The organism is Pedobacter sp. MC2016-15 (assembly GCF_026239695.1).
Classification (GTDB): domain Bacteria; phylum Bacteroidota; class Bacteroidia; order Sphingobacteriales; family Sphingobacteriaceae; genus Pedobacter.
This window is the reverse complement of the sequence record NZ_JAPIVS010000003.1, coordinates 432,089-454,492: the sequence shown is the minus strand read 5'-3', so window position 1 is coordinate 454,492 and position 22,404 is coordinate 432,089. Positions and strand designations below refer to the sequence as shown.

21 protein-coding genes and 5 tRNA genes are annotated in these 22,404 nt (G+C 43.1%); 8 read left to right on the top strand and 18 right to left on the bottom strand.

The annotated features are described in order from the left end of the window. Nucleotides 1-3: 3 nt before the first annotated feature. The 6 genes from trpB to recR all read right to left on the bottom strand — a co-directional run bounded on the left by trpB (nucleotide 4) and on the right by recR (nucleotide 5,370). Nucleotides 4-1,185: a tryptophan synthase subunit beta gene (gene trpB / locus OQY15_RS10920; RefSeq protein WP_265791464.1), complete on the bottom strand. Its 1,182-nt coding sequence runs from the start codon at nucleotides 1,183-1,185 to the stop codon at nucleotides 4-6. Nucleotides 1,186-1,213: 28 nt separating this feature from the next. Next, on the bottom strand, nucleotides 1,214-1,840 hold the full coding sequence (locus tag OQY15_RS10915) for a phosphoribosylanthranilate isomerase (RefSeq protein WP_265791461.1): 627 nt from the start codon (nucleotides 1,838-1,840) through the stop codon (nucleotides 1,214-1,216). Continuing rightward, nucleotides 1,837-2,823 (bottom strand): anthranilate phosphoribosyltransferase, encoded by a 987-nt coding sequence (trpD, locus tag OQY15_RS10910; protein WP_265791459.1) that lies wholly within the window; start codon nucleotides 2,821-2,823, stop codon nucleotides 1,837-1,839. Before trpD ends, OQY15_RS10915 begins: the two co-directional genes overlap by 4 nt. A gap of 270 nt (nucleotides 2,824-3,093) precedes the next feature. Continuing rightward, nucleotides 3,094-3,936: an alpha/beta hydrolase gene (locus tag OQY15_RS10905; RefSeq protein ID WP_265791457.1), complete on the bottom strand. Its 843-nt coding sequence runs from the start codon at nucleotides 3,934-3,936 to the stop codon at nucleotides 3,094-3,096. 2 nt (nucleotides 3,937-3,938) lie between these two features. Continuing rightward, nucleotides 3,939-4,751, bottom strand: coding sequence for an SDR family oxidoreductase (locus tag OQY15_RS10900; RefSeq protein ID WP_265791455.1), 813 nt, complete (start codon nucleotides 4,749-4,751; stop codon nucleotides 3,939-3,941). A gap of 1 nt (nucleotide 4,752) precedes the next feature. Then, nucleotides 4,753-5,370: a recombination mediator RecR gene (gene recR, locus OQY15_RS10895; protein WP_265791453.1), complete on the bottom strand. Its 618-nt coding sequence runs from the start codon at nucleotides 5,368-5,370 to the stop codon at nucleotides 4,753-4,755. Nucleotides 5,371-5,451: 81 nt separating this feature from the next. Between recR and OQY15_RS10890 the strand changes: the two genes are divergently transcribed. Together OQY15_RS10890 and OQY15_RS10885 are read left to right on the top strand one after the other, a co-directional pair. Next, nucleotides 5,452-6,930, top strand: a complete 1,479-nt coding sequence (locus OQY15_RS10890) for a sodium:solute symporter (protein ID WP_265791451.1) — start codon at nucleotides 5,452-5,454, stop codon at nucleotides 6,928-6,930. A 24-nt stretch (nucleotides 6,931-6,954) separates the two neighbouring features. Continuing rightward, entirely contained in the window at nucleotides 6,955-7,662 is a 708-nt protein-coding gene (locus OQY15_RS10885) for a TIGR00730 family Rossman fold protein (protein ID WP_265792117.1), read from the top strand. Nucleotides 7,663-7,664: 2 nt separating this feature from the next. On the opposite strand, the gene OQY15_RS10880 is transcribed toward OQY15_RS10885, so the two are convergent. Continuing rightward, nucleotides 7,665-8,270: a DUF502 domain-containing protein gene (locus tag OQY15_RS10880; protein WP_265791449.1), complete on the bottom strand. Its 606-nt coding sequence runs from the start codon at nucleotides 8,268-8,270 to the stop codon at nucleotides 7,665-7,667. A 9-nt stretch (nucleotides 8,271-8,279) separates the two neighbouring features. Continuing rightward, complete coding sequence (locus OQY15_RS10875) at nucleotides 8,280-10,739, bottom strand: bifunctional UDP-N-acetylmuramoyl-tripeptide:D-alanyl-D-alanine ligase/alanine racemase (RefSeq protein ID WP_265791447.1); 2,460 nt, start codon at nucleotides 10,737-10,739, stop codon at nucleotides 8,280-8,282. 72 nt (nucleotides 10,740-10,811) lie between these two features. On the opposite strand from OQY15_RS10875, the gene OQY15_RS10870 reads away from it, so the two are divergent. From OQY15_RS10870 to OQY15_RS10850, 5 genes are all read left to right on the top strand, one after another. After that, nucleotides 10,812-11,291 carry a regulatory protein RecX gene (locus tag OQY15_RS10870; RefSeq protein ID WP_265791445.1) on the top strand — a complete coding sequence of 160 codons (480 nt, stop codon included), beginning with the start codon at nucleotides 10,812-10,814 and terminating at the stop codon, nucleotides 11,289-11,291. A 136-nt stretch (nucleotides 11,292-11,427) separates the two neighbouring features. Then, nucleotides 11,428-11,500, top strand: a tRNA-Gly gene (locus OQY15_RS10865). Between the two features lie 48 nt (nucleotides 11,501-11,548). Beyond that, nucleotides 11,549-11,633: transfer RNA gene (locus OQY15_RS10860), tRNA-Leu, on the top strand. Between the two features lie 43 nt (nucleotides 11,634-11,676). After that, a tRNA-Gly gene (locus OQY15_RS10855) sits at nucleotides 11,677-11,749 on the top strand. Between the two features lie 50 nt (nucleotides 11,750-11,799). After that, nucleotides 11,800-11,884: transfer RNA gene (locus OQY15_RS10850), tRNA-Leu, on the top strand. 43 nt (nucleotides 11,885-11,927) lie between these two features. Here the strand turns inward: OQY15_RS10850 and OQY15_RS10845 are convergent. The 5 genes from OQY15_RS10845 to OQY15_RS10825 form a co-directional block, all read right to left on the bottom strand. Beyond that, nucleotides 11,928-12,218 (bottom strand): SelT/SelW/SelH family protein, encoded by a 291-nt coding sequence (locus OQY15_RS10845; protein ID WP_265791443.1) that lies wholly within the window; start codon nucleotides 12,216-12,218, stop codon nucleotides 11,928-11,930. A gap of 10 nt (nucleotides 12,219-12,228) precedes the next feature. Then, nucleotides 12,229-13,245, bottom strand: coding sequence for a YCF48-related protein (locus OQY15_RS10840; protein ID WP_265791441.1), 1,017 nt, complete (start codon nucleotides 13,243-13,245; stop codon nucleotides 12,229-12,231). Next, complete coding sequence (locus OQY15_RS10835; protein WP_265791440.1) at nucleotides 13,245-13,676, bottom strand: DUF2147 domain-containing protein; 432 nt, start codon at nucleotides 13,674-13,676, stop codon at nucleotides 13,245-13,247. Before OQY15_RS10835 ends, OQY15_RS10840 begins: the two co-directional genes overlap by 1 nt. A 147-nt stretch (nucleotides 13,677-13,823) precedes the next feature. Beyond that, nucleotides 13,824-14,855: an aldo/keto reductase gene (locus tag OQY15_RS10830; RefSeq protein WP_265791439.1), complete on the bottom strand. Its 1,032-nt coding sequence runs from the start codon at nucleotides 14,853-14,855 to the stop codon at nucleotides 13,824-13,826. A gap of 33 nt (nucleotides 14,856-14,888) precedes the next feature. Continuing rightward, nucleotides 14,889-15,902 (bottom strand): LLM class flavin-dependent oxidoreductase, encoded by a 1,014-nt coding sequence (locus OQY15_RS10825; protein ID WP_265791438.1) that lies wholly within the window; start codon nucleotides 15,900-15,902, stop codon nucleotides 14,889-14,891. A 370-nt stretch (nucleotides 15,903-16,272) separates the two neighbouring features. Here OQY15_RS10825 and OQY15_RS10820 point away from each other — a divergent pair, with 370 nt between their 5' ends. Beyond that, entirely contained in the window at nucleotides 16,273-16,689 is a 417-nt protein-coding gene (locus tag OQY15_RS10820) for a hypothetical protein (RefSeq protein ID WP_265791437.1), read from the top strand. A 112-nt stretch (nucleotides 16,690-16,801) separates the two neighbouring features. Here OQY15_RS10820 and OQY15_RS10815 read toward each other — a convergent pair. From OQY15_RS10815 to OQY15_RS10795, 5 genes are all read right to left on the bottom strand, one after another. Then, nucleotides 16,802-16,885, bottom strand: a tRNA-Leu gene (locus OQY15_RS10815). A 94-nt stretch (nucleotides 16,886-16,979) separates the two neighbouring features. After that, nucleotides 16,980-19,094, bottom strand: coding sequence for a TonB-dependent siderophore receptor (locus tag OQY15_RS10810; RefSeq protein ID WP_265791434.1), 2,115 nt, complete (start codon nucleotides 19,092-19,094; stop codon nucleotides 16,980-16,982). 122 nt (nucleotides 19,095-19,216) lie between these two features. Next, entirely contained in the window at nucleotides 19,217-20,194 is a 978-nt protein-coding gene (locus tag OQY15_RS10805; protein WP_265791432.1) for a glycosyltransferase family 2 protein, read from the bottom strand. 108 nt (nucleotides 20,195-20,302) lie between these two features. Continuing rightward, nucleotides 20,303-21,334, bottom strand: coding sequence for a UbiA family prenyltransferase (locus OQY15_RS10800; RefSeq protein ID WP_265791430.1), 1,032 nt, complete (start codon nucleotides 21,332-21,334; stop codon nucleotides 20,303-20,305). Beyond that, complete coding sequence (locus tag OQY15_RS10795; protein ID WP_265791428.1) at nucleotides 21,331-22,401, bottom strand: hypothetical protein; 1,071 nt, start codon at nucleotides 22,399-22,401, stop codon at nucleotides 21,331-21,333. The genes OQY15_RS10800 and OQY15_RS10795 overlap by 4 nt, the downstream gene beginning before the upstream one ends. Nucleotides 22,402-22,404 lie beyond the last annotated feature (3 nt).

Sequence of the window (22,404 nt, the reverse complement as noted above, 5' to 3'; positions counted from 1 at the left end):
CTCTTAAAGTCCGAAATGGTTCATGTATGTTTCCATATCCTTATCTCCCCTTCCCGACAGGCAAACTACTACATTCTCGTTTCCTGTAAATTTCATTTTCTCCAGATGTGCGAGTGCATGAGCACTCTCAATGGCAGGAATGATGCCTTCAAGTTTGGTAAGCAACAGGCCCGCGTCCAGAGATTCTTCATCTGTGATCGAAACATATTCCGCTCTGGTCGTTTTGAACAAATGTGCATGCTGTGGGCCAATACCAGGGTAATCCAGTCCGGCAGAAACCGAATGAGGTTCTACCACCTGACCATCCGCGGTCTGCATCAGGATACTTCTGCTTCCGTGTAAAACACCTTCCTTGCCCAGGTATGTTGTTGCAGCAGAAAAACCACTGCTCACCCCTTTACCTGCGGCTTCAATGGCTATCAGCTTCACCTTTTCATCTTCGATAAAGTGATAAAACATCCCCATTGCATTACTACCACCGCCAACGCAGGCCAGTACGTAATCAGGCTGATCGCTGCCGGTTTGTTCCAGCAGCTGCTTTTTTGTTTCTTCGGAGATTACCGACTGAAAAATAGCAACCATATCAGGGTATGGATGTGGACCAACCACTGAACCAATGATATAATGTGTATCTACCGGATTGTTGATCCAGTCGCGCATGGCCTCATTTGTCGCATCCTTCAGCGTCTTGCTTCCAGAGACCGCAGAAATCACCGTGGCACCCAGCATTTTCATCCTTGCAACATTTGGTGCCTGGCGTTTGATATCCACCTCTCCCATATAAATTACACACTCCAGTCCGCGCAGTGCACATACTGTAGCTGTAGCCACACCATGTTGCCCCGCACCCGTTTCTGCGATAATTCTCTTCTTGCCCAATTTCTCAGCCAGCAAAATCTGTCCGATAGTATTATTGATCTTATGGGCACCGGTATGGTTAAGGTCTTCCCTTTTCAGGAAGATATTGGCATTATATTTTTTTGATAAGCGCTTTGCAAGGTAAAGCGGTGAAGGGCGGCCGACATAATCTTTCAGCAGGGCACGAAATTCCTTTTGAAAATCTGCATCATTGATAATGTTGAGATAGTTTTGTCTCAGTTCTTCAACATTCGGATAAAGCATTTCAGGGATGTAAGCGCCCCCAAAATCTCCGTAGTAGCCTTTTTCGTTTACAAAATAGTTCATAATGATATCATTTAATCCGCTGCCATAGCTATGAGCAACTTAATAATTTTTTAAATTCGGTAAGCATTTCAATGTTCTTCATCGCCGGGGCTGTCTCAAACCTGCTGTTGACGTCAATTGCATAAAAACGGTCGTCGCTGATCTCCTGCAATTGCGGAACATTCTCTAAACCAATTCCACCGCTCAGAAAATAAGGCTTCTGCAATTGATAGCCTTCAAGCAGCTTCCAGTTAAAGCCCTTGCCGGAACCACCGTGTTCCGGGGTTTGTGTATCAAACAAAAAATAATCCACAACGTTTTCATAAGCTTTAAGAACACTGAAATCAAATGTCTCACTGATCCCAAAAGCCTTGATCACTTCGGCTTTCCCCCGCAGTTCGGTACAATATCCCGGGCTTTCATTTCCATGTAACTGTACCGCTTTCAGCTGATACTTTTCAATTGCCAGCAATACGTCTTCAAGTGTCGCATCCACAAAGACGCCTGTTGTTTTGATGTTCCCGGAAAGCCCTGTAACGATCGCCGGTTCCAGATCTCCTATGAATCTCTTTGATCCCGGATACATCAGAAAACCCATGTAATCTGGCTGCAAAGCAGCAACTGCCAGGATATTGTCAGGATCGCGCATGCCGCAGATCTTTAATTTTGCTCTCATCCGATCAAACTTTTAAAGCTTTTCAGTGCGGCACCACCAACCAGAGAACTTTCTGCTTCGTAGTAACAGTCCGCAAAAGACTGCTCCGGTTTAATCGTCCGGATGGCCATTGCGGCATTACACAACACCACATTATTCTGAGAATCCGTCCCGGTACCTTCGAGCACATGCATAAATATATCAGCTGAAGACTCCACTGTGTCGCCCCCGGCAATTTCGCTGACATCGATAGCTTCAAAACCGAGATCACTGACTGTAAGCAATGCTTCTCCGTTTTTACTGAACGTTTTCACATCACAGGTAAGAGAAATCTCATCAAAGCCATCCACAGCATGGATAATCGTATAGTTCTTATCTGTTTCCTGGTATAAATACGCATATAGCCTGGCCAGTTCAAGACTAAAAACACCTACAATCTGATTTTTAGGCTCTGCAGGATTCGCCATCGGACCCAGCATATTGAAAAACGTTTTAACACCAAGGTCCTTCCTGATCGGCGCCACTATTTTCATTGCCGGATTAAACAGCGGAGCATGGATGAAACAGATACCAGCTCTGTCAAGACTCCTTTTGAGTTCATCCTGATCAGCTGTAAACTTGTAGCCCAGGTATTCCATTACATTGGAAGAGCCACAACCGGAAGATACACCATAGTTACCATGTTTGGCCACATGATATCCCGCACCAGCGACTACAAATGAAGCCAGGGTAGAAATGTTAAAAGTATCCTTTCCATCACCTCCGGTTCCGCAAAGGTCGATCAGTTCATAGTCAGAGAGGTTCACCTTGATACAAAGGTCCAGCATCGCATCGCGGAAGCCCTGCAGTTCGGCAACAGTAATATTGCGCATTCCTACAGCAGTGATAAAAGCTGCAATCTGCGAAGTATTAAATTCACCATTGGCGATGGAGGTCAGTATTCTCTGGGATTCAGACCTGGTAAAAGATTTGTTTTCAAATAAGTGGTTCAGTATTTTCTTCATGGTTTTAAAACAAAAAAGGTTGCTATACAGCAACCCTCTTAAATATTTTTATATGGAAATAAAACGTACAGAATGGGGTTACACACGCTAAGCGCTGTGCCACCACCAGTTATTATGTCCGTTTGTTAGTATCATTGAAACAAATATGTAATTGTTTTTTAATATTTGCAAGCCATTTCTAAACATTTTGGAGCTTAATCCCATAATTTAAATGGATATCACAATTTAATGATAATTGTGCTTCGTAAGGGGATAAAAATGTGCAAAGTATTATGTGCATGCCAGGAATTCAAGAATAAAATCGTACAGCCTGTTGGTTCCGAATACCATCTGCGCTATCATGCCTACATGTTTCTTTCCTTTGATCACCTGTATTTCTGAAGGGATTTTTTCTGCGGTAAGCATCTCATGGAGCCGGGCCGACTGAATCTGTATGGCCGGATAAGTCTTTGCACCATAAAATATCAGATGCGGGTTCCTTATATTTTGCACATAAAGCAAGGGCGATGCTTCTGCCCAGGTTACCGGGTCGGTAGTAAACGTTCTGAGGAAATCTTCATAACTTTTATCTTTTTCTGCAGTGCTCATGTATTCCTTCATATCCAGGCCAAAAGGATCATCAAGGATCAGCCCCTTCACGGGATTTTTTATCCCTGCCTTTTTGAAATACTGAGGGTCAGCATTGATCAGTTCTGCAAGGTGACCACCGGCAGAATGCCCCATCAGGAAAATCCTTGAGGGATCACCACCATAATCTCCAATATGGCTTTGTACCCATTTGACTGCCTCTGCGCAGTCGTTGCCCATCTGCATGTACTTATTTTCAGGGGCAAGTCCATAATTGATCGTTACCGTTACTACGCCCTTTCTTGCCAGATTGCGCCCCAGCCACCAGTAAATATCCTTTTTACCGCTGCTCCAGGAGCCTCCATGGATAAAGATGATTACATCTTTTGGCTTTGACAGGTCTTTCTGGTAATACACATTCAGCTGCCTGCGTTCATCATTCTGACTGGTATAGTTTATATTTTTCTCCACTTTCACCTTTGCAGTTAAGACAGTGATCTGGGAGAGAAGGGCAAAGAGCATCAGCAGGCATTTTGAATTGATCATTATTATTCTTTGAGGGTACCTTCTTTTACATAGTGTTTGTACACCAGTTTATCAGTCAGTGAAGGAAACAGCTTATTCATCCATACTGCCAGTTTTCCCTGTCCGGTCATAATCAGGTCGCGCTTACGGCCGGCAATGCCATTTACAATCCTTTCAGCAACCTCCTCAGAAGACATCATCTTACCCTCTTCCATATTTGTGTCGCCATGCATATTGCCATCTTTGTCCAAAGCTGTTGCACGTATATTGGATGAAGTAAATCCCGGAGAAGCTACCATCACCAGCACATCTTTATGCAGCAATTCCGTCCTTAGAGACTCCATAAAGCCATTTAAAGCAAATTTCGAGGCCGTATAAGCCGTCCTTCCCGGTAATCCGCGGTATCCCGCAGCTGAGGAAACCCCAACGATAACACCCTTGCTTTTTAAGATTTCAGGCAAAGCGAATTTTGTGCAGTAGGCCGTGCCATAAAAGTTAACTTCCATTACCTTTCTGATAACCGACATATCCAGATCATTAAACAACGCACGCATGGAAATACCCGCACTGTTGATCAGCATATCCACTTTTCCAAAGGTAAGCACCGCCTGCGTGATCAGATGGCGGCAATCTTCTTCCATCGACACATCAGTCTGCACAGCAAGAGCTTTGATCCCGAATCTTTTTTCAAGATCAGCAGTAATCTCACACAGGGTAACAAACTGCCTTGCTGCAAGAACCACGGTCGCACCTCTTTTTGCAAACTCCTCAGCACATGCTTTACCTATTCCGGAAGAAGCACCGGTGATCACAACTACTTTATTCTTAAAATCCATACTACATTTTTATTGAACTGACATAAGGCACACGGGTGACGATAGAGCGACCCAATGTAATTTCATCTGCATATTCCAACTCACCACCAAAAGCGATCCCGCGGGCAATCGTGGTAATGGGCACCTGGAAATCTTTAAGTCTCTTGTAGAGATAGAAAAGCGTGGTGTCCCCTTCCATAGTTGCGCTCAGGGCCAGGATAATTTCCTTTACCGGAGTTGTGGCAACGCGTTGTACAAGAGAGTCTATAAAAAGATCTGAAGGACCAATACCATCCATTGGAGAGATGAGTCCGCCGAGCACGTGGTATGCTCCAAAATACTGAGACGTATTTTCTATCGCCATCACATCGCGGGTATCCTCTACCACGCAGATCACCTCCTTATCTCTTTTTGTAGAAGAGCAGATGCTGCAAACCGGTAAATCCGAGATATTATGACAGACTTGACAATGTTTGATATCCCTTTTCAACCTGATGATAGAATTGCCAAAAGTGTCAACTTCTTCCTGTTCCTTGCCAAGCAGGTGCAATACCAACCGCAATGCAGTTTTTTGTCCTACCCCTGGTAATTTAGAAAATTCATTGACAGCATCTTCGAGCAGCTTGGAAGAAAAGTTCATTTTACAAATTTAGATTTATCTTCTGTTATTTTGGTCTTTAAAATATGATTTTCTTACATTCGCTTTCAGCCCAAACGAACCATGACCCCTACTATACTCTTATCTTTCCTCTTAGGATACTTTGCGCTTTTAGTCGGTGTAGCCTATGTTACGTCAAGAAACTCCTCCGATAACGCTTCCTTTTTTATTGCAAACAGAAACTCAAAATGGTATCTGGTAGCTTTCGGAATGATCGGCACAGCGCTGTCCGGAGTCACTTTTATTTCTGTTCCCGGTGCGGTAGGGAAAAGTGAGTTTGGCTACTTCCAGTTTGTGCTGGGCAATGCCGTAGGCTTTATCATCATCGCAACGGTGCTGTTGCCACTGTATTACAGAATGAACCTGATCTCCATCTACACGTACCTGGAAAGGCGCCTGGGGCCACACAGTTATAAAACCGGGGCAGTGATTTTTCTGCTGTCCAGGACCATCGGCTCTTCGTTACGTCTGTTCCTCGTGGCGATCGTGTTGCAGCGCTTTATCTTTGACGCCTGGAATGTACCCTTCTGGCTAACCATTGTACTTTGCCTGGTGCTCATCTGGCTGTATACGCATAAAGGCGGATTAAAAACCATCATCATTACTGATACTTTGCAAACTGTATTTCTACTGCTTTCAGTGGTTTTATCAATCATATTTATCTCCAGGTCCTTAGACCTCGATGTTGCAGGAACCTTTGAGGCCGTTAAAAATAGCAGCTACTCCAAAATGTTCTTCTGGGAAGATTTTATGGGTACCAAATCCCACTTCCTGAAGCAATTCCTGGGTGGGATCTTCGTGACGATTGCCATGACAGGGCTTGATCAGGATCTGATGCAGAAAAACCTGAGTATGAAGACAATTGGCGAAGCGCAGAAGAACATGTTTACCTTCACCGGTGTATTTGTGGTGATGAATATCTTTTTCCTGAGCGTAGGTGCATTGCTCTACATCTTTGCCGAAAGAAACGGGATCGATGTTGCTGCTCTTAAAACACCAGATAACCTCTATCCTGAAATTGCCCTCAACCACCTGAATGTGATTCCCGGAATTATCTTTATGCTGGGTTTAACAGCAGCCACCTTTGCTACCACAGATTCAGCATTAACAGCATTAACAACGTCATTTTGTGTGGATTTCCTCCATTTTGACAAGAAGGCAGATCAGAATACTCCTGAGCTGGTACGAAAAAGGCATATGGTGCATATCGGCTTTTCCGTACTGATGGTGATTGTGATTCTGATATTTAAAGTGATCAATGATGATTCCGTTGTCAATTCCATGTTCATTGCAGCAACCTATACTTACGGCCCCCTGCTGGGACTATTTACCTTCGGGATGTTTACCAACCGGGCGGTAACAGACCAATTGGTGCCATATATCTGTGTAGCGTCACCTTTGCTGTCATTTTTTATCAAAAGCAACAGTCTGTTATGGTTTGGTTATGAAATAGGCTTTGAATTGATTATCTTGAATGCCCTCATTACATTTATCTTACTTTGGATAACAGGAAAGACTTCTGTTACCCAAACCAAATTCTAAAACCAAAAAATGACGACGATGAGCATGACGAGTGAAGAGAAAATAAGAAGCGCTTTTGAAAATAAAAACTGGCAGGAGATTAAAGTTACCGACTCCTGGCAGATCTTTAAAATAATGGCCGAGTTTGTAGACGGCTTTGAGAAGCTGGCTAAAATTGGCCCCTGCGTATCCATATTTGGTTCAGCCAGAACGGCAGAGACTAACAAGTATTATGAAATTGCCGTGGAATGCGGCAGACTATTAACTGAGCGGGGTTACGGTGTAATCACTGGCGGTGGTCCGGGAATTATGGAAGCCGGAAATAAAGGAGCACACATGAACGGAGGTAAATCTGTCGGACTCAATATCGACTTGCCTTTTGAACAATTCCATAACAAATATATCGACCACAATAAGCTCCTGGAATTTGATTATTTCTTTATCAGGAAAGTCATGTTTATGAAATACTCACAGGGTTTCATCGTCCTTCCCGGAGGAATGGGAACGATGGATGAGCTATTCGAGGCGATTACACTGATCCAGACCGGCAAGATTGCACGTTTCCCTATCGTACTGGTAGGCAAAGATTACTGGGGAGGACTCGTAGACTGGATCAAAAATACGATGCTCGAAAAAGAACACAACATTCATGCAGAAGACCTGAACCTGTTCAGAGTTGTAGATACTGCTGAAGAAGCTGCAGAACATATCTTCAGGTTCTACGACAAGTATGTACTGAAACCAAATTTCTAGAATTACAGTATCGGTGGGGTGATATGACTAACACCTCCCGATACTACCAATTTCATAGCATCGGCAGCACTGATATTCAACTCCTTAACCTTCTCTCTGTTCACTACACACACCTGCCCTGCAAAAGAATAGGAGAAAGGAAAATACACTACGCACTCCCCCGGCAAACCTATCATTGCCAGATCATTTTGTGTTAAAAATCCGATCCTTTTGATATCACTGGTCATTTCTACCAGTACAGGATGGTTAAATTTCTTTTCGTCACCAACAAACGCTTCGGTAAGGTCTTTGATTGAAGAGTAGATAAAGTTGAGCCCGGGCAGCCTGTTCATCCAGCGTGAAAACCAGTTGTACATCGGCTCTGTGACAAAGTTGGTCACGAAAATTCCGGCTACCAGGATCAGTGTTATTACCAGTGCAAGTCCCAGGCCCGGGATATTTCTGCTGGCTCCTGTTCTGGGATCAACTCCAAGAATATTGTTGACATTCAGCCAGCTATCTACTGTAGTAACCGCCCAGATGACGATATAAATACTGAGTGCGATCGGCAAAACAATCAATAGCCCCTTGATCAAATAATTTAATAATGCCCCTCCGATCTTGTTCATAGCACAAAATTACTCATAAAAATACACTCGTTTAACCCTTTGAGAAATATTTGTTAAAATCTCATAAGGGATTGTCCCAATCTGCTCAGCTAAATCTGCAATGGTCAGCTCATTGTTAAAAACGATGACCTCGTCTCCCGTTTTAGCATCTATACCTGTAATGTCCAGCATACACATATCCATGGCAATTGCTCCTATGGTAGGTGCCGGTTTTCCATTAACCAGCATCTTTCCAACTCCATTTCCAAAAGAACGACGGTAGCCATCAGCATAACCAATTTTTACAGTAGCAGTAGTACCTCCTTCAGGAAGGATACCCCTGCGGCCATAACCCACGGTTTCCAGCGGGCCTACATGTTTAATCTGTGTAATCGTAGTTTTCAGCACAGCCACGGTCTGAAGCCCTGATTTCCCATTGAGCCCGCTATCAAAACCATAAAGACCGATACCGATCCTGACCATATCCAGTTGTGCTTCCGGATGCCTTGTGATGGCTGAGGTGTTTGAAATGTGGCGGATAAAGTCGTAACCCAGTTCTGGTCTGATCTTTTCAGTCATCGCCAGCAGGCGTTCAATCTGGTAAGCAGTAAAATCATCATGTTTCTCATCTTCACTGGCGGCAAGATGAGAGAAAACAGAGATCACTCTGATCTTTTCTTCAAGCCTTAGTATTGGCAGCAGATCCGGGAGATCAAGCTCCTCAAATCCCAGCCGGTGCATTCCTGTATCAATCTTGAGGTGTACAGGATAAGAAAACTGCGTATCCGGAAGAAAATCTATGAAGGCCGTCAGAATATCCATGTTATACAGTTCGGGCTCCAGTTTGTATTTCACAATGGCTTCAAACGCAGAAGGCTCAGGGCTCATCACCATAACCGGCATCGTGATCCCTGCTTTACGCAGCGCAATACCTTCATCAGCGTAGGCTACCGCCAGGTAATCTACTTTTTGGTACTGCAGAAGATTGGCAATTTCGAAACTGCCACTGCCGTAGGAAAAAGCTTTCACCATTGCCATCACCTTAACGCCAGGTTTAACTTTTGATTTATAGAATCTCAGGTTATTTGCCAGCGCATTGAGATCAATTTCCATCACGGTATCATGGATCTTCTGTGTCAGCAGTTTGCTGATGCGTTCAAATTCAAATAGCCGCGCGCCCTTTACCAGGATAGTTTCATTGTTAAAATGTATCGCAGGGAAATCCTGAATAAAAGCCTGCGTATTTGGGTAGAAGGAACTCTCCAACTCAAATAAACCGGCATAGGCAGAGATATGTTCGCCAATCCCAATTAACCGGCTCACCTGCTTTTGTTTCAGCAGGGCCGCGATTTCTGTATACAAGTCCTTATCAGATTTACCTGTTTCGTAGAGGTCTGACAAAATCAGCGTCTTCATGACATGCTGATTCTGCAATCTCAGAAAATCAAGCGCTATGGCGAGTGAAGATATATCTGCGCTGTAGGAATCATCAATTACAGAGCATTGATTGATCCCATTTTTAAGCGTTAAGCGCATGTTCACTGCCGTGAGTTTTTCCAGTCGCAGATCAGCCTCTTCAGGGGTATATCCCATCGCGAGCAGCGTTGCCCAGCAGATGATACCATTCTCCACTGATGCCCCGTCACTGAAAGGGATCAGGCATTCTATTTCTTCATTTTTATAACGCGCACGAATATAGTTTCTGCCTTTGATAGGCTCTACAAAGAGGATTTCCAGATCAGCCTTCATCGTGGTACTCCAGGAAAACCTGCGCTCCCCTGGCAGTTCTCTTGTGGCTATGCCCGCCGTATAATCCGGAGAGTAAATAAATAATTTTACATCTTTGAACAACTTCAGTTTCTCCAGCAGCTTTTCTTTTGGAGATGAAAAACCCTCGGCATGTGCCTCCCTGATATTGGTTAAAATTCCTGTTCCGGGTTGAATAATTGCTGCCAGACCTGCCATCTCCTCTTTCTTTGAGATCCCGGCCTCAAAAATACCCAGAGTATGTTCTGTGCTGATCTGCCACACAGATAAGGGTACACCCAGTTGGGAATTAAAACTTTTGGGACTGCGAACGATATTATAATCTGCCGCCAGCAGCTGGTACAGCCATTCTTTAACGACCGTTTTTCCGTTACTTCCGGTAATAGCAATCACATCAAGGTTAAATTTGCTCCTGTGAATAGCAGCCAGTTGCTGCAGGGCGGCTTGCACATTGGGTACCAGCAGGAAGTTGGCATCGCTGTAAAGCGCAGCGTATGCGTTGTCACTGATGACAAAACTCCTGATCCCGTTTGCATAGGCATCTGCGATAAATTCGTGGCCGTTTCGCTGTGCGTTAATTGCAAAAAACAAAGAACTTTCCGGGCTCACCACACTCCTGCTATCGATCAGCAGCGTACTGATAAAAGTATCATAATTTACTTGAAAAGATTCGATGTTCAATTGCTCAGCGATCTGCTGAATGGTATAATTGCGCTCAGTCATTTATCATGAAAACTAGGTTGCTGGTAAAGTTAGTAAGTAAATGCAGATATTTGCTTACAGAAAGTATAAGCATTGGAAAAATCAAAACCTGTTTACGATAAAAAAGCGGCGCATGCCAAAGCAGAAAGCTATTGCGCTTACCAGGAGCGTTCCCAGCAGGAAGTACGTGATAAATTGTACGACTGGGGGCTCCACCACGACGAGGTGGAGGAGGTCATTACAGAACTCATTCTCACCAATTTCCTGAATGAAGAGCGTTTTGCCATGGCTTATGTATCCGGGAAGTTTAACATCAAACGCTGGGGAAAGATAAAGATCAAACAGGGCTTAAAACTGAAGAAGGTTCCTGAGAAAATGATCATCAAGGCTTTAAATTCGATAGATTACGACGATTATCTGGCGGTAATTCTGGCCGCAGCAGAAAAAAAAGCTCCCTTTATTTCTGAAAAAGATCCTTATAAAAAGAAATACAAACTGGTAAGCTACCTGATGGGAAAAGGTTTTGAAAGTAATTTGATTTCTGAGGTACTGAAGGCCAATAACTTAAGCTAGAACCCGGATTTATTATGAAAAATAACTTGACAGTAATATAAAAGTATTTATATTTGCATTCCCAAACGGAAAGAAGGTAAACAATTATTTACATCTGCCTAGAGGGTAAACATCGGATGATGTGAATAAAACCAATGCGAAAGTAGCTCAGTTGGTAGAGCACGACCTTGCCAAGGTCGGGGTCGCGAGTTCGAATCTCGTCTTTCGCTCTAAATGTTTTCCTTACCAGGAAGCGTTTAATTAAAAGGTTAACACCTGCTCAGATGGTGGAACTGGTAGACACGCAGGACTTAAAATCCTGTGACCTTAAAAGTCGTGCGGGTTCGATTCCCGCTCTGAGTACATTAATACCTGTATCGTTAAGATACAACACTAACATACCAATGCGAAAGTAGCTCAGTTGGTAGAGCACGACCTTGCCAAGGTCGGGGTCGCGAGTTCGAATCTCGTCTTTCGCTCTAAAGCCTTCTTTATTGAAGGCTTTTATTTTTAATAAGGTTTTACACCTGCTCAGATGGTGGAACTGGTAGACACGCAGGACTTAAAATCCTGTGACCTTAAAAGTCGTGCGGGTTCGATTCCCGCTCTGAGTACAGAAAAAGAAAGGCCTCTAATTATCTTAGAGGCCTTTCTTTTTTATGCTGGTTTATCTGAGTGACCCAGACTCTTATCAGGACTGACCACATCGCGAACCAGCTGTTTCAGCTCTTTAATCTCCGGGAAGCGCCCTTTCTCTTTTCTGTCGAATACAATTTCTCCATCAATACGGATGATATATGAACCGCCGAACTCACTTGGTTGCAGCAATACGCCATTTATTTCATCTGTAAAAGTCGAAAGTAGCTCCTGCGCCATATAGGCTGCTCTGAGCATCCATCCGCATTTCGGGCAATATTCAATACTAATCGTTGGTTTTAACGCTGACATCGGTTTAATTTTATTGTATTTTGAATGAGTAGATCAATCCCTTATTACCTGCAAGCAGTATCAGTCTGCCTTTCTTGGCTTTGCTGATGGCATTAAAGCTTTCATCAGAGATATGATACCAGTTTTGTCCTCCATTTCTGGAAACATCGGTTCCCGAAGTACCCGTGGCAAAACAGTTTTTTGCATCATACCAGATCACCCCCGAGCGGTAGCCAAAGACTGGCCTGGAGGGTTTGTCCCATGATTTCCCTCCATCTGTGGTTAGCAATACATTATTGGAATTTTCTTTGTCTTTCTGATAATCCCCTCCTACTACAATCCCCAGATTGGCATCATGGAAGTCCATGGAAAAAACACCTGTACTGTTCTTACCCTGCAGGATCGGCACTTCGTATCTACGCCAGTTCTGGCCATAATCATCAGAAGTGTAAATATTGGATTTTGTACCTCCTGTAGCAATCCATACTTTACCACCAGCCAAAGTTTTGATCGTGCTGCCACTTGCGGCAAAACCCGCTTCGCCATCGGCCATTTGAAATTTCAGGGACTCACTGGCGTCTTTCCAGGTAAGCCCACCGTCATTGGTGGCCAGGAGTTGCAACCGGCTTTTAATGGGATCACCAAAGATAATTCCCCTTTTTTCATCCCAGAAATCCATGCCGTCCAGAAATATTGCCGAATCAGCATTTTTATAGTGCTCTGTCCAGCTTTTACCACCATCCTCCGTACGCAGGATATAAGCCGGCGACCCTGCATTGACAATGATTGCCCGGTTTTCATCAAAAGCTTCGATATCGCGGAAGTCGAGTTTCTCATAACCCTTGGGTTTTGTCCACTTCCATCTTTTGCCCCCGTCAGTAGTGAGCCCAATAGTACCATTACTTCCGCTTACCCAGGCGACGCTGTCAGAAATCACAGAAATGCCACGTATGCTGGTATTGGCTGCTGTTGTCAGTGATCCCAGTTCATAAGTTTGTCCAAACCCGGAGAGGGGAATCAGCAGTAAAAATAAAAGGTATATCCTCATTATTTAACCCTTTTCCAAACTTCAGTTCTTCCAAGTAATGAAACACCGATATATCCTCTCATATTTAAATCTCCATTTTCTTTAATATTCATATTACAACTATAGGTCTTGCCCGATTTAGGGTCATATATTTTACCATCGGTCCATTTGCCATCATCATACACAAAATCCCTCAGCATTTCCATTCCTAAAATAGGCCTGCTGCGCAAAGCGGGATCAGGGTTCTTCAAATCCGTCTTCACAATCCCTTTTTCATCTTTCTGTGTCTTCAGCCATACAATTTTACCATTGTACTTGTCAGCCTTCTTAAAAATCTCTACATGTGCTTCGCCGGTAGAGTTAATCCATTTTCCCAGAATAGCATCTTTATTCTGTCCAAACCCTGTAAAGGAAATCGCTGTAAACAGCAATAACATCGAAATGTATTTCATAGATTTATATTTAGTTCAGGCTAATTTAAGAATAAAAATCTACCTTTTTAAGGCTGTAAGCTACTTCCTTTTTAGAACGGGCATTACCCTTAAATATTACAGGCAGTATGTAGAGGTACAAACTGCCTGTAAAAAATGACTTCTGGTTTAGTAGAACTCTGGCAATGGAACCAGCGTGGTATCCTGCCTTTGATGCCAGTATGGATACACCGGATCTGTAACACTTGCAGCATCCAGTTTTTTCACCTGATCTGTCGTCAGGTTCCAGCCTACGGCTTCCAGATTTTGCTTTAGCTGCTCTTCATTTCTTGCACCGATGATGATATTCGAGATGGTTGGCCGCTGTAATAACCAGTTGATGGATACCTGTGCAACAGATTTACCAGTTTCCTCTGCCACCTCATCCAGTGCATCAATGATGTTATATAAACGTTCTTCGTTCAGGTCGGGACCATGATGGCCGCCTTTCTGATCGCGGCTGTCTGCCGGACGTGGCTGGTTTCTCCTGTACTTACCAGACAATCTTCCCGAAGCCAGCGGGCTCCATACGATGGTGCCAATATGCTGATCAATACCCAGTGGCATCAGCTCCCATTCAAATTCCCTGTCCAGCAAGGAGTAGTAAGCCTGATGGGCGATGTATTTCGACCATCCATATTTTTCAGAGGTGGAGAGCGATTTCATCAGGTGCCATCCAGAGAAGTTTGAACAGGCAATATATCTTACCTTACCACTCTGGATCAGATTGTCCAGGGATTTCAAAGTTTCTTCTACAGGTGTATTCCCGTCGAAACCATGCATATGGTAGATATCAATATGATCGGTTTTTAATCTTTTCAGACTGTCTTCACATTGTTTGATCAGTTGCAAACGTGAAGAGCCATAATCATTGGGTCCATCGCCCATTTTGAACGTCGCTTTAGTGGAGATCAGCACCTGGTTTCGGATGCCTTCCAGCGCCTGGCCCAGGATCTCTTCTGATACCCCACGTGAGTACACGTTGGCTGTATCAAACAAAGTCACCCCTGCATCCAGACAAAGATTGATCAAATGTTTGGCTTCATCGAGCTGGGTTTCTCCCCAGGCTTTAAAAAATTCATTACCGCCACCAAAGGTCGCAGTACCAAAACTCAATACTGGTACTTTAAGACCCGATGCGCCTAATTGTCTGTATTCCATTCTATATAAATTTAGTAAGTTTTAATTTAGGGTTTAGTCCAGTACTGGTACATTTACTTTCTTCACCACGTCTGCAAACAGCTCGTAAGAGTGTAGCCGGGCCTGATGGTCGTAGATGTGAGATGTAACCATGAGCTCATCCACTTTCGTCTGGTCCATGAAAGACTGCAGATCTTCCCTTATCGTATCCGGACTGCCGATAAATGAACAGCCAAGCATCTGCCCAACGGCTTCTGCTTCCTGGGCAGTCCATATGTCTTCCATGCTGTCTACCGGAGGTTGTAATAACCGGCGTTTACCCGTAACCACTCCCATAAAGAATTGAAGTAATGAAGTAACCAGCCTGTTTGCCTCAGCATCCGTATCCGCAGCTACAACATTCACACAGGAGATCACGTAAGGTTTGTCCAGAAATTCTGAAGGCTTAAAATTCTGACGATAGATATTGATAGCGGTTAAGAACTGTGCCGGAGCAAAATGACTCGCGAAAGCATAGGGAAGACCTTTTGCTGCTGCCAGCCTTGCACTGTCTGTGCTCGATCCCAAAATCCAGATCGGGATATCAAGTCCCTCACCCGGGATTGCCCGTACCTGGCTGCTCACATTGTCGTCAGAGAAGTAAGTCTGCAGTTGCGCCACATCTTCAGGGAAATCATGAGCAGCATTAAAGCGGCTACCTCTGATTGCCATTGCCGTTACCTGGTCGGTACCCGGTGCCCTGCCCAATCCCAGATCTATCCTTCCGGGATAAAGTGATTCAAGTGTCCCAAACTGTTCCGCGATCACCAGGGGTGAGTGATTGGGCAGCATAATGCCCCCGGATCCAACCCTGATAGTTTTGGTTCCTCCTGCGATATATCCGATCAGTACAGAAGTTGCAGAACTTGCTACACTGATCATATTGTGATGTTCTGCGAGCCAAAATCTTTTATAACCCAGTGCTTCTGCATGTTGGGCAAGCTCCAGACTGAGGCGAAAGGTATCTACAGGGGTTTTACCAGCAACCACTGTAGCTAAATCTAATACTGAATAAGTAATTCCTGCCATTTTTTGATATTGATTTTATGTGATAACCAACAGCTCAAACCTGCGGTTTTTATAAAATTAGAGAATATCCAGGTGAAAGGATCACAGGAATCAAAGATTTGACTTTACATACAGAAGTATAGTAAAATCGGTTAAAGCTGATAGAAAGTAGAGAATTATCTACTTTAACTAATGACTGCTTTGCAACGACTATCATCTTTATTATTAACTAATAATATGTGTGATATTAATTTGTATGTACATTTGTTTTTATTGTACTTTACAAAAATGCACCACCAACCTGGATCGCTACTACGAAGAATAGTTCATATTATGCTGATTTTGTGATGGAAGTGATAATATTTAATTATAAATCAGAGAAATAACACTTATGAAAAAACAAATCTTAATCTTACTAATCTTAACCTTCTCAATTGTAGCCTGCAGCAAGAATTCAGAAAAAGCAACTCCAGAATTCTCAATAGTTGGAAGAGAATATGCGGCCCGATGGATAATTGATGCCGATAATCGACAACAATACATACATTTCGTATTCACTTCACCATCAGAAGTTACTCTTTCTACTAGTATCCAGAATGCTGCAAAGTATGGTGAGGAAAAACTGACCTATAAAAAGATTGGAGATAGTTACGTTGTAAACGGAACAATTAAGCAAGATTACTATCTGCCTAGTGGAACAAATGTTGATTTTACTATTACACCAACTAAGGAACCATCATACGAGGGCAGCACCATTAAATCAACGTTTGATCTTTTCGGCTTAAATTTTATCGATATAAGCCAGTAATCCGCAAGGCTTCTTTCCACCTCAATCAGCAGGGAATATAAGCGCTTACCGACACCGAAAAACAAAAAACCGTCTAACATATTGATTGTTAGACGGTTTAACGCAAATAACGTGCCCGAAGAGAGACTCGAACTCTCAAGGATCTTACTCCAACGGCTTCTGAGACCGCAACGTTTACCAATTTCGCCATCCGGGCATTGACAAACACTAAGAGCATCCTGTCGTGGCGACAAATGTAGCATTATTTATTAGATCGTGTAATCTTTTTTAGAAAAAAAAGCAATTCTTTTTCAGAACCTAAAAGACAGATTCCCGATGAACTGTGCAGGTGTAAACGGAGCCCCATTCATATCCCAGGCGCTTTTATTGGTCAGGTTATTAACTTTACAGGTCAGGCTCCATCTCGGTAAATCATAGAACAAGCTGGCATCCAGCATGGTATAATCAGGGAGGACAAATGTGTTCGCAGCATCAAAGAAAGATTTGCTCACGTAGTTCGCTCCAAAACCCACACCCAAACCGTTCGCGGACCCTTTGGATATTTTATAGCTGATCCATCCATTGGCAATATCCCGGGGACTTGCAGCAATATATTTCCCTGCATTCTGCGTCGCTCTGAGTATTTTATTCTCGTTGTGGCCATATCCAAGAACCAGATTCAATCCTGGAAGAGGATTAGCGATCACTTCAGCTTCATATCCCCTGCTGCGCAATTTACCATCCTGGAAACTATATGTGCCAGCCACCCCGTTCAGCACTGCCGGCGCTGTTCTGATGAAATTGAATACGTCAATGTGATAAAAGCTGAACGTTGTATGGAGTCTGTTTCTGAGCAATTCCAGTTTTGTGCCACCCTCCCATTGGTTGGCCTGCTGGGGTTCAAAGGAAGCTGGAGATCCATCCGGCTGTACTACTGGTGCCACATTCTGAAAGCCGTTCATATAATTGGCAAAAAGAGCGATCCGATCTTTAAGCGGCTGATAGACCAGTCCCAGTTTAGGCGACCACGAAGTCTGACTGTACCTGTCAGCAGCCGCAGCTCCATTAATTGTCGTCCCGCGGTTATTGAAGATATCTGCCCTTAAGCTGAGCATGGCAAGCAGTTGCTCAGTCAGGTTCAGCACATCTGAGATATATGAGGCATACTGCCCTTGTACTGCCCTGGCTGAGATACCGGGCGGCACAGATGTAATTCTGTTATAGACGCTCGTGAGCGACAAGGGAGGAGTACTGCTTTTCACATTTATTGTATCATAATTGAGCGCGTTATAGGCCTGGAATGAAGTAGCAAAAAGATAAACATCCAGTCCGGCTACCATCCTGTGTCTGATTTTTCCGGTCTTAAAGTCCCCTGTAAAGTTTTGCTGAATATTAATGGAGCTGAAATTTCTCGGGCGCTGCAGGTTTACAGATCTGCGTATGGTGGAGTCATTTAGCCAAAAGCCATTTACCGCACTGTAATTATCCCAGCGTCCGTTGCTGTAGGCCAGTTGTGTTACCGACTTCCATTTGTCTGTGATCCTGTAATCAGCTTTTGTAAAGATATTTGTGCTATTCTGACTGATCATCGTTTCATCTGTTGTTAAGGATTGATGGTAGTCGAGCTTCAGGTCTTTGAAATTTTTTATGCTCATCGATGGCGAAAAGACAGGGTATAGCGGTGTTACCCTGCGTACATTGTAGTATTCCGCATCAATCAAAAACGTAAGACGACTATTGACCCTGTACATGATTGAGGGAGTTATAGCTTCACTGCGTTCAAATCCATAGTCCTGAAAACTGTGTTCCTGGCTGGCAGCAGCATTTACCCTCAACAAAACAGATTTGTCTGTGCTGACCGGAGCATTCACATCTGAGGTGATACGGCTGAGCCCAAAATTGCCTGTCGCATAGCTGATCTCCGTTTTTGCATCCGCATATGGTTCTTTTGTTACCCTGTTCACCAATCCGCCAAAGCTGATCAGGCTTGATCCGAATAAGGTACCCGAAGGACCTTTGATGACTTCGATTCGCTCAATATTGATAGGGTCCAACCCCAGGTACTGCTGGGCGGCCATGCCATTACGCAAATAGCTTCCGGCATAGAATCCACGCAGCCTGATGTAGTTGCCTCCATTAGGGGCAGTAGTAGCAATCACTCCGGGAACATTTTTGAACGCATTTTTATAGCTGGTAACTACCTGTTCTTTCAATAACTCTTTGGAAATAACAGTAAAGGCTTGTGGGTTTTCGAGATCTTTGAGCGGTAAACGGGCTACGGATGTTGTATCCTTTTTTGCAAACCTGTTTGATTTACTGGCAACTACCTCGATTTCCTGTAATTGCTGTGTTTTACTGCGGTTTTGGGCCAAAATATCTGCAGATAAGAAACAGAACAGTAGTACTATCGCTAACGATATGTTCATATTGTTTATAAATGGTTAGACAGGAAATCTAAATAATAAATTTCAGTCCAAACCATCATGATTACAATAGTCGTTTAGCGAAGATAATATCTACAGCATTGTAGACAGTATGCTTATCCGGGCTAACTTTCGGTAATTGATCCCTGCTGAGCTTTCATTTTTCCCTGCAGTCCTTTTACAAACACCTTCGGAATCTCCCTCAACGTAAATGGTATATTGACAGCAAAGGCCCTGATCAGGAGTTTCAGCGAATGTTTTACGTTTAGTTCGCGGATCAGGTTATGTTTTGCAAATTCTACAAGCCCGGCCATATATCTTTCTTCAAGGATTTTTTTCTCTTTCGGCGTAAGCAGGTCCTTGAATTTGATGATTTTAGCTTTTGCATCAGCGATATATAAAAATTCTACCACCTCACTCCACTTGCGTCCGTCGTAGATATTGATCTCATCAATTCTTTTATGCCATAACTTATTGAGTGTAAATGACACTTTGCAGGGCTTAGTCAGGATGGCTTGCAGATACATGCACCAGTCGTCACCAATATTCATTTCCTCATCCCAGCCCTCAACAATCGATGTTCTCCTTATGACCAGAGACGAAGATGGTGAGGGGCATGAACGGATATAGAGTTCTCTAACTTCTTTCGAATTCAGGTCGATCCAGCCATTTTTTTCTTTACTCATAAAAGGCTTCAGGAAGGGATCATTATTGAGGAAGTCCCAGGTTTTACCACCCTTGCTATCCTGATCCCAGTTGGCAAACACGAAATCCAGTTCTTCCGTATCAAGCTTCTCCACACAATTCTTTAAAAAATCGGGATACCAGACATCATCAGAGTCCAATGACGCGATAAAGGTACCTTTGGCATGTTTAAGTCCTTCATTCCGTGCAGAAGCCTGACCGCCATTTTTCTTATAGTAATATTCTACCCGGGGATATTTTTTTACCAGATCAGCTGTACGGTCAATAGAACCATCATCGACAACGATCACTTGTATATTTTGATAAGTCTGATTTAAAGCACTTTCTATTGCATCTGGAAGTTTCATCTCTCTGTTAAAAGTTGGAATTATAATCGTAACTAATTTTTGAACGTCCATTAATTCTTTTTTTGATTGCAAGAGAACAGTACTGACTGCTTTCTTAAATTATACATATAAATATAGGTGGTTAAACTTGTATCCAAAAGTTCCTTGGTAAAATATCCTCTATTGTCCATAATTGTTACCCAGCTTCCGGAATATTTTTGTAAAAACAGCTGCTGTATAAACAACATAATCATAGAATGCCCTCCAGAGTATATACGGAAATAATAAAATATGGATGACCAGTGGGATCAGATTAAGACTGTTAAGGGATAAAGAGAAAAGTAATAAAGATATTGGAAATAACATTTGATAGTAATCTGCCATCAGAATCTGGAATGGTCTTTCATCTTTCTTCATCACGAGAATGACCTCACTTTTGTATCTTCTGTAGCGAATAAATACCAGAATAAAATATAAAAACAAAGCAATAAGAGTAATCGGAAGGCTGAGGATGTACAAAATAACAGCAAATGCCATGCCCTCCACAGCAAAGATCAAACGCACCTGCGGTTTGAAATGCTCAGGGTTGATTTTACTGGCGAAGGTATTAAGGTTTACCTTAATATCATTCTCGCGATCTGCAAACTGATGCCAGAGTATGCCCCTCAGCCCATAACACAATGCCCAGATACCAACTGCGCCGAACCATACCCAGTTCATGGATTGATGTGTTGAATACGTTACACTGGACACTATCAGCAAACTGGGAAAAACATGCGCCCCGCAACCATCAGCAAAGACACCGAGTATGCCCCTGTTTTTTAAGCGCACCGGTTTGATAGAATAGAGACTAAAAACGATCCATGAACAAAGATATAACAGACATGATAAAAGATCCGGATAGAGAAAATAGCCAAAAACAAAGCCAAGTAAGACGCAGACAGCCGGTATTAACCATCTGAACCTGGCAGGAACCTGTTGGATTCTGTTGCTCTTTCCGCTCGCGAGATCTTCATCCAGGTCGGTGATATCATTGATTACACTCACATACGTTGCCCCAACTACTAACGCAGCCAACAGAAACATCAGCCATAGGATCACTGTATACATAGGCACTTCAGCAACGATCGCAGTGGCATAACCTATGGCGAGCAAAGGCGAGAGCTTATAGGCCCACCATTCCTGCGCCCTGAGGATGTTTGCTATATTCATACCTGATCCGTATTAATATCTTGTTCAATTCTCACAACCTCTTTCTCATAAAGTGCCAGCGCTTCCAGGCAAAAGCCTGTGGTAATTTCTTCTGAGCCGTAACATAGCAGCTTTTTCGGACCACCATAATAGAGTGGGAATCTGGCCCATTCACCGTATTCACCCTGTTGAGTTGTCAGGTAATGGATAGCGTTTGCCAACACAGCAGATCGATAATCAAGTTTGATTAAAGATATGATCCCCAAAGCTGTATCAAGGACACTTCCTCCGATCGCACCATCGGCTTTAACTGTCATCAATATCCGTTCAACTATTGGCTTTCTGATCGGTTCCAGAGCAGTTTTACCGGAATGGAGATTACGGGAAAAAAAGTAGTAAATGGTAAAAGGATTTCTATACCAGTTGTCACAGTCATCCTCGCGGTTCTCAGCAATAATATCCAGCATAAAATTAATAATGGGCAGCGTTTCATCCCTCAAGCCGAGATAAAACAGAACATTAGCATTTACAGCACCATCCACATCATATTTACCAGCTTCAGTTTGTGTCCAGAAGAGAAATGTACTCATCGGATGTTTAAATCCTCTTAATAGCAGGCGCCAATAATCTTTATTGCCTTTAAAACTGTGTCTGACTGTAAACCAGGTATAAAACAGTTGATTTTTATTACGGTTATACAGCAATATTTTTTCGTTGTTCTGATAGTTCCTGTTGATCGCTTTCATCACAATGGAAGCACAAGCAGTATTGTCTACATCAGCTGGGCAAATTTTAAAATATGGGTGCGCCATCGTAAAATTATTCCATGCACCTCCATGCATTGATTGATACTCCAGGAAGTTTCCTGTAAGCTGTAACATTTCCTGCACTTTGGGATGGTCAGTTAGATTAAGAAGCGCATAACTTATTAATGATGTAGGAAACAGATTTGCCTCAGGAATAGGATGTTTCATACTGTCATCGTAGGCAATATAACAACAATATTCTCCGTTAGGAAATTGATTCTGGTGAAGGTAATTGATGCCTTTCAGAATTGAATTTTCTATTGTGCTCTTCAGAATATTCATATT

Bases quoted from the DNA above. Each gene is read 5' to 3' on its own strand.
- trpD (WP_265791459.1), bottom strand. From the start codon at position 2,823: ATGAAGAAAATACTGAACCACTTATTTGAAAACAAATCTTTTACCAGG.
- OQY15_RS10840 (WP_265791441.1), bottom strand. From the start codon at position 13,245: ATGAGGATATACCTTTTATTTTTACTGCTGATTCCCCTCTCCGGGTTT.
- OQY15_RS10800 (WP_265791430.1), bottom strand. From the start codon at position 21,334: ATGAATATAGCAAACATCCTCAGGGCGCAGGAATGGTGGGCCTATAAG.
- OQY15_RS10795 (WP_265791428.1), bottom strand. From the start codon at position 22,401: ATGAATATTCTGAAGAGCACAATAGAAAATTCAATTCTGAAAGGCATC.
- OQY15_RS10825 (WP_265791438.1), bottom strand. From the start codon at position 15,902: ATGGCAGGAATTACTTATTCAGTATTAGATTTAGCTACAGTGGTTGCT.
- OQY15_RS10885 (WP_265792117.1), top strand. From the start codon at position 6,955: ATGACGAGTGAAGAGAAAATAAGAAGCGCTTTTGAAAATAAAAACTGG.
- OQY15_RS10845 (WP_265791443.1), bottom strand. From the start codon at position 12,218: ATGTCAGCGTTAAAACCAACGATTAGTATTGAATATTGCCCGAAATGC.
- OQY15_RS10820 (WP_265791437.1), top strand. From the start codon at position 16,273: ATGAAAAAACAAATCTTAATCTTACTAATCTTAACCTTCTCAATTGTA.
- recR (WP_265791453.1), bottom strand. From the start codon at position 5,370: ATGAACTTTTCTTCCAAGCTGCTCGAAGATGCTGTCAATGAATTTTCT.
- OQY15_RS10915 (WP_265791461.1), bottom strand. From the start codon at position 1,840: ATGAGAGCAAAATTAAAGATCTGCGGCATGCGCGATCCTGACAATATC.
- OQY15_RS10805 (WP_265791432.1), bottom strand. From the start codon at position 20,194: ATGGACGTTCAAAAATTAGTTACGATTATAATTCCAACTTTTAACAGA.
- OQY15_RS10835 (WP_265791440.1), bottom strand. From the start codon at position 13,676: ATGAAATACATTTCGATGTTATTGCTGTTTACAGCGATTTCCTTTACA.
- OQY15_RS10900 (WP_265791455.1), bottom strand. From the start codon at position 4,751: ATGGATTTTAAGAATAAAGTAGTTGTGATCACCGGTGCTTCTTCCGGA.
- OQY15_RS10905 (WP_265791457.1), bottom strand. From the start codon at position 3,936: ATGATCAATTCAAAATGCCTGCTGATGCTCTTTGCCCTTCTCTCCCAG.
- OQY15_RS10875 (WP_265791447.1), bottom strand. From the start codon at position 10,739: ATGACTGAGCGCAATTATACCATTCAGCAGATCGCTGAGCAATTGAAC.
- OQY15_RS10880 (WP_265791449.1), bottom strand. From the start codon at position 8,270: ATGAACAAGATCGGAGGGGCATTATTAAATTATTTGATCAAGGGGCTA.
- trpB (WP_265791464.1), bottom strand. From the start codon at position 1,185: ATGAACTATTTTGTAAACGAAAAAGGCTACTACGGAGATTTTGGGGGC.
- OQY15_RS10810 (WP_265791434.1), bottom strand. From the start codon at position 19,094: ATGAACATATCGTTAGCGATAGTACTACTGTTCTGTTTCTTATCTGCA.
- OQY15_RS10830 (WP_265791439.1), bottom strand. From the start codon at position 14,855: ATGGAATACAGACAATTAGGCGCATCGGGTCTTAAAGTACCAGTATTG.
- OQY15_RS10890 (WP_265791451.1), top strand. From the start codon at position 5,452: ATGACCCCTACTATACTCTTATCTTTCCTCTTAGGATACTTTGCGCTT.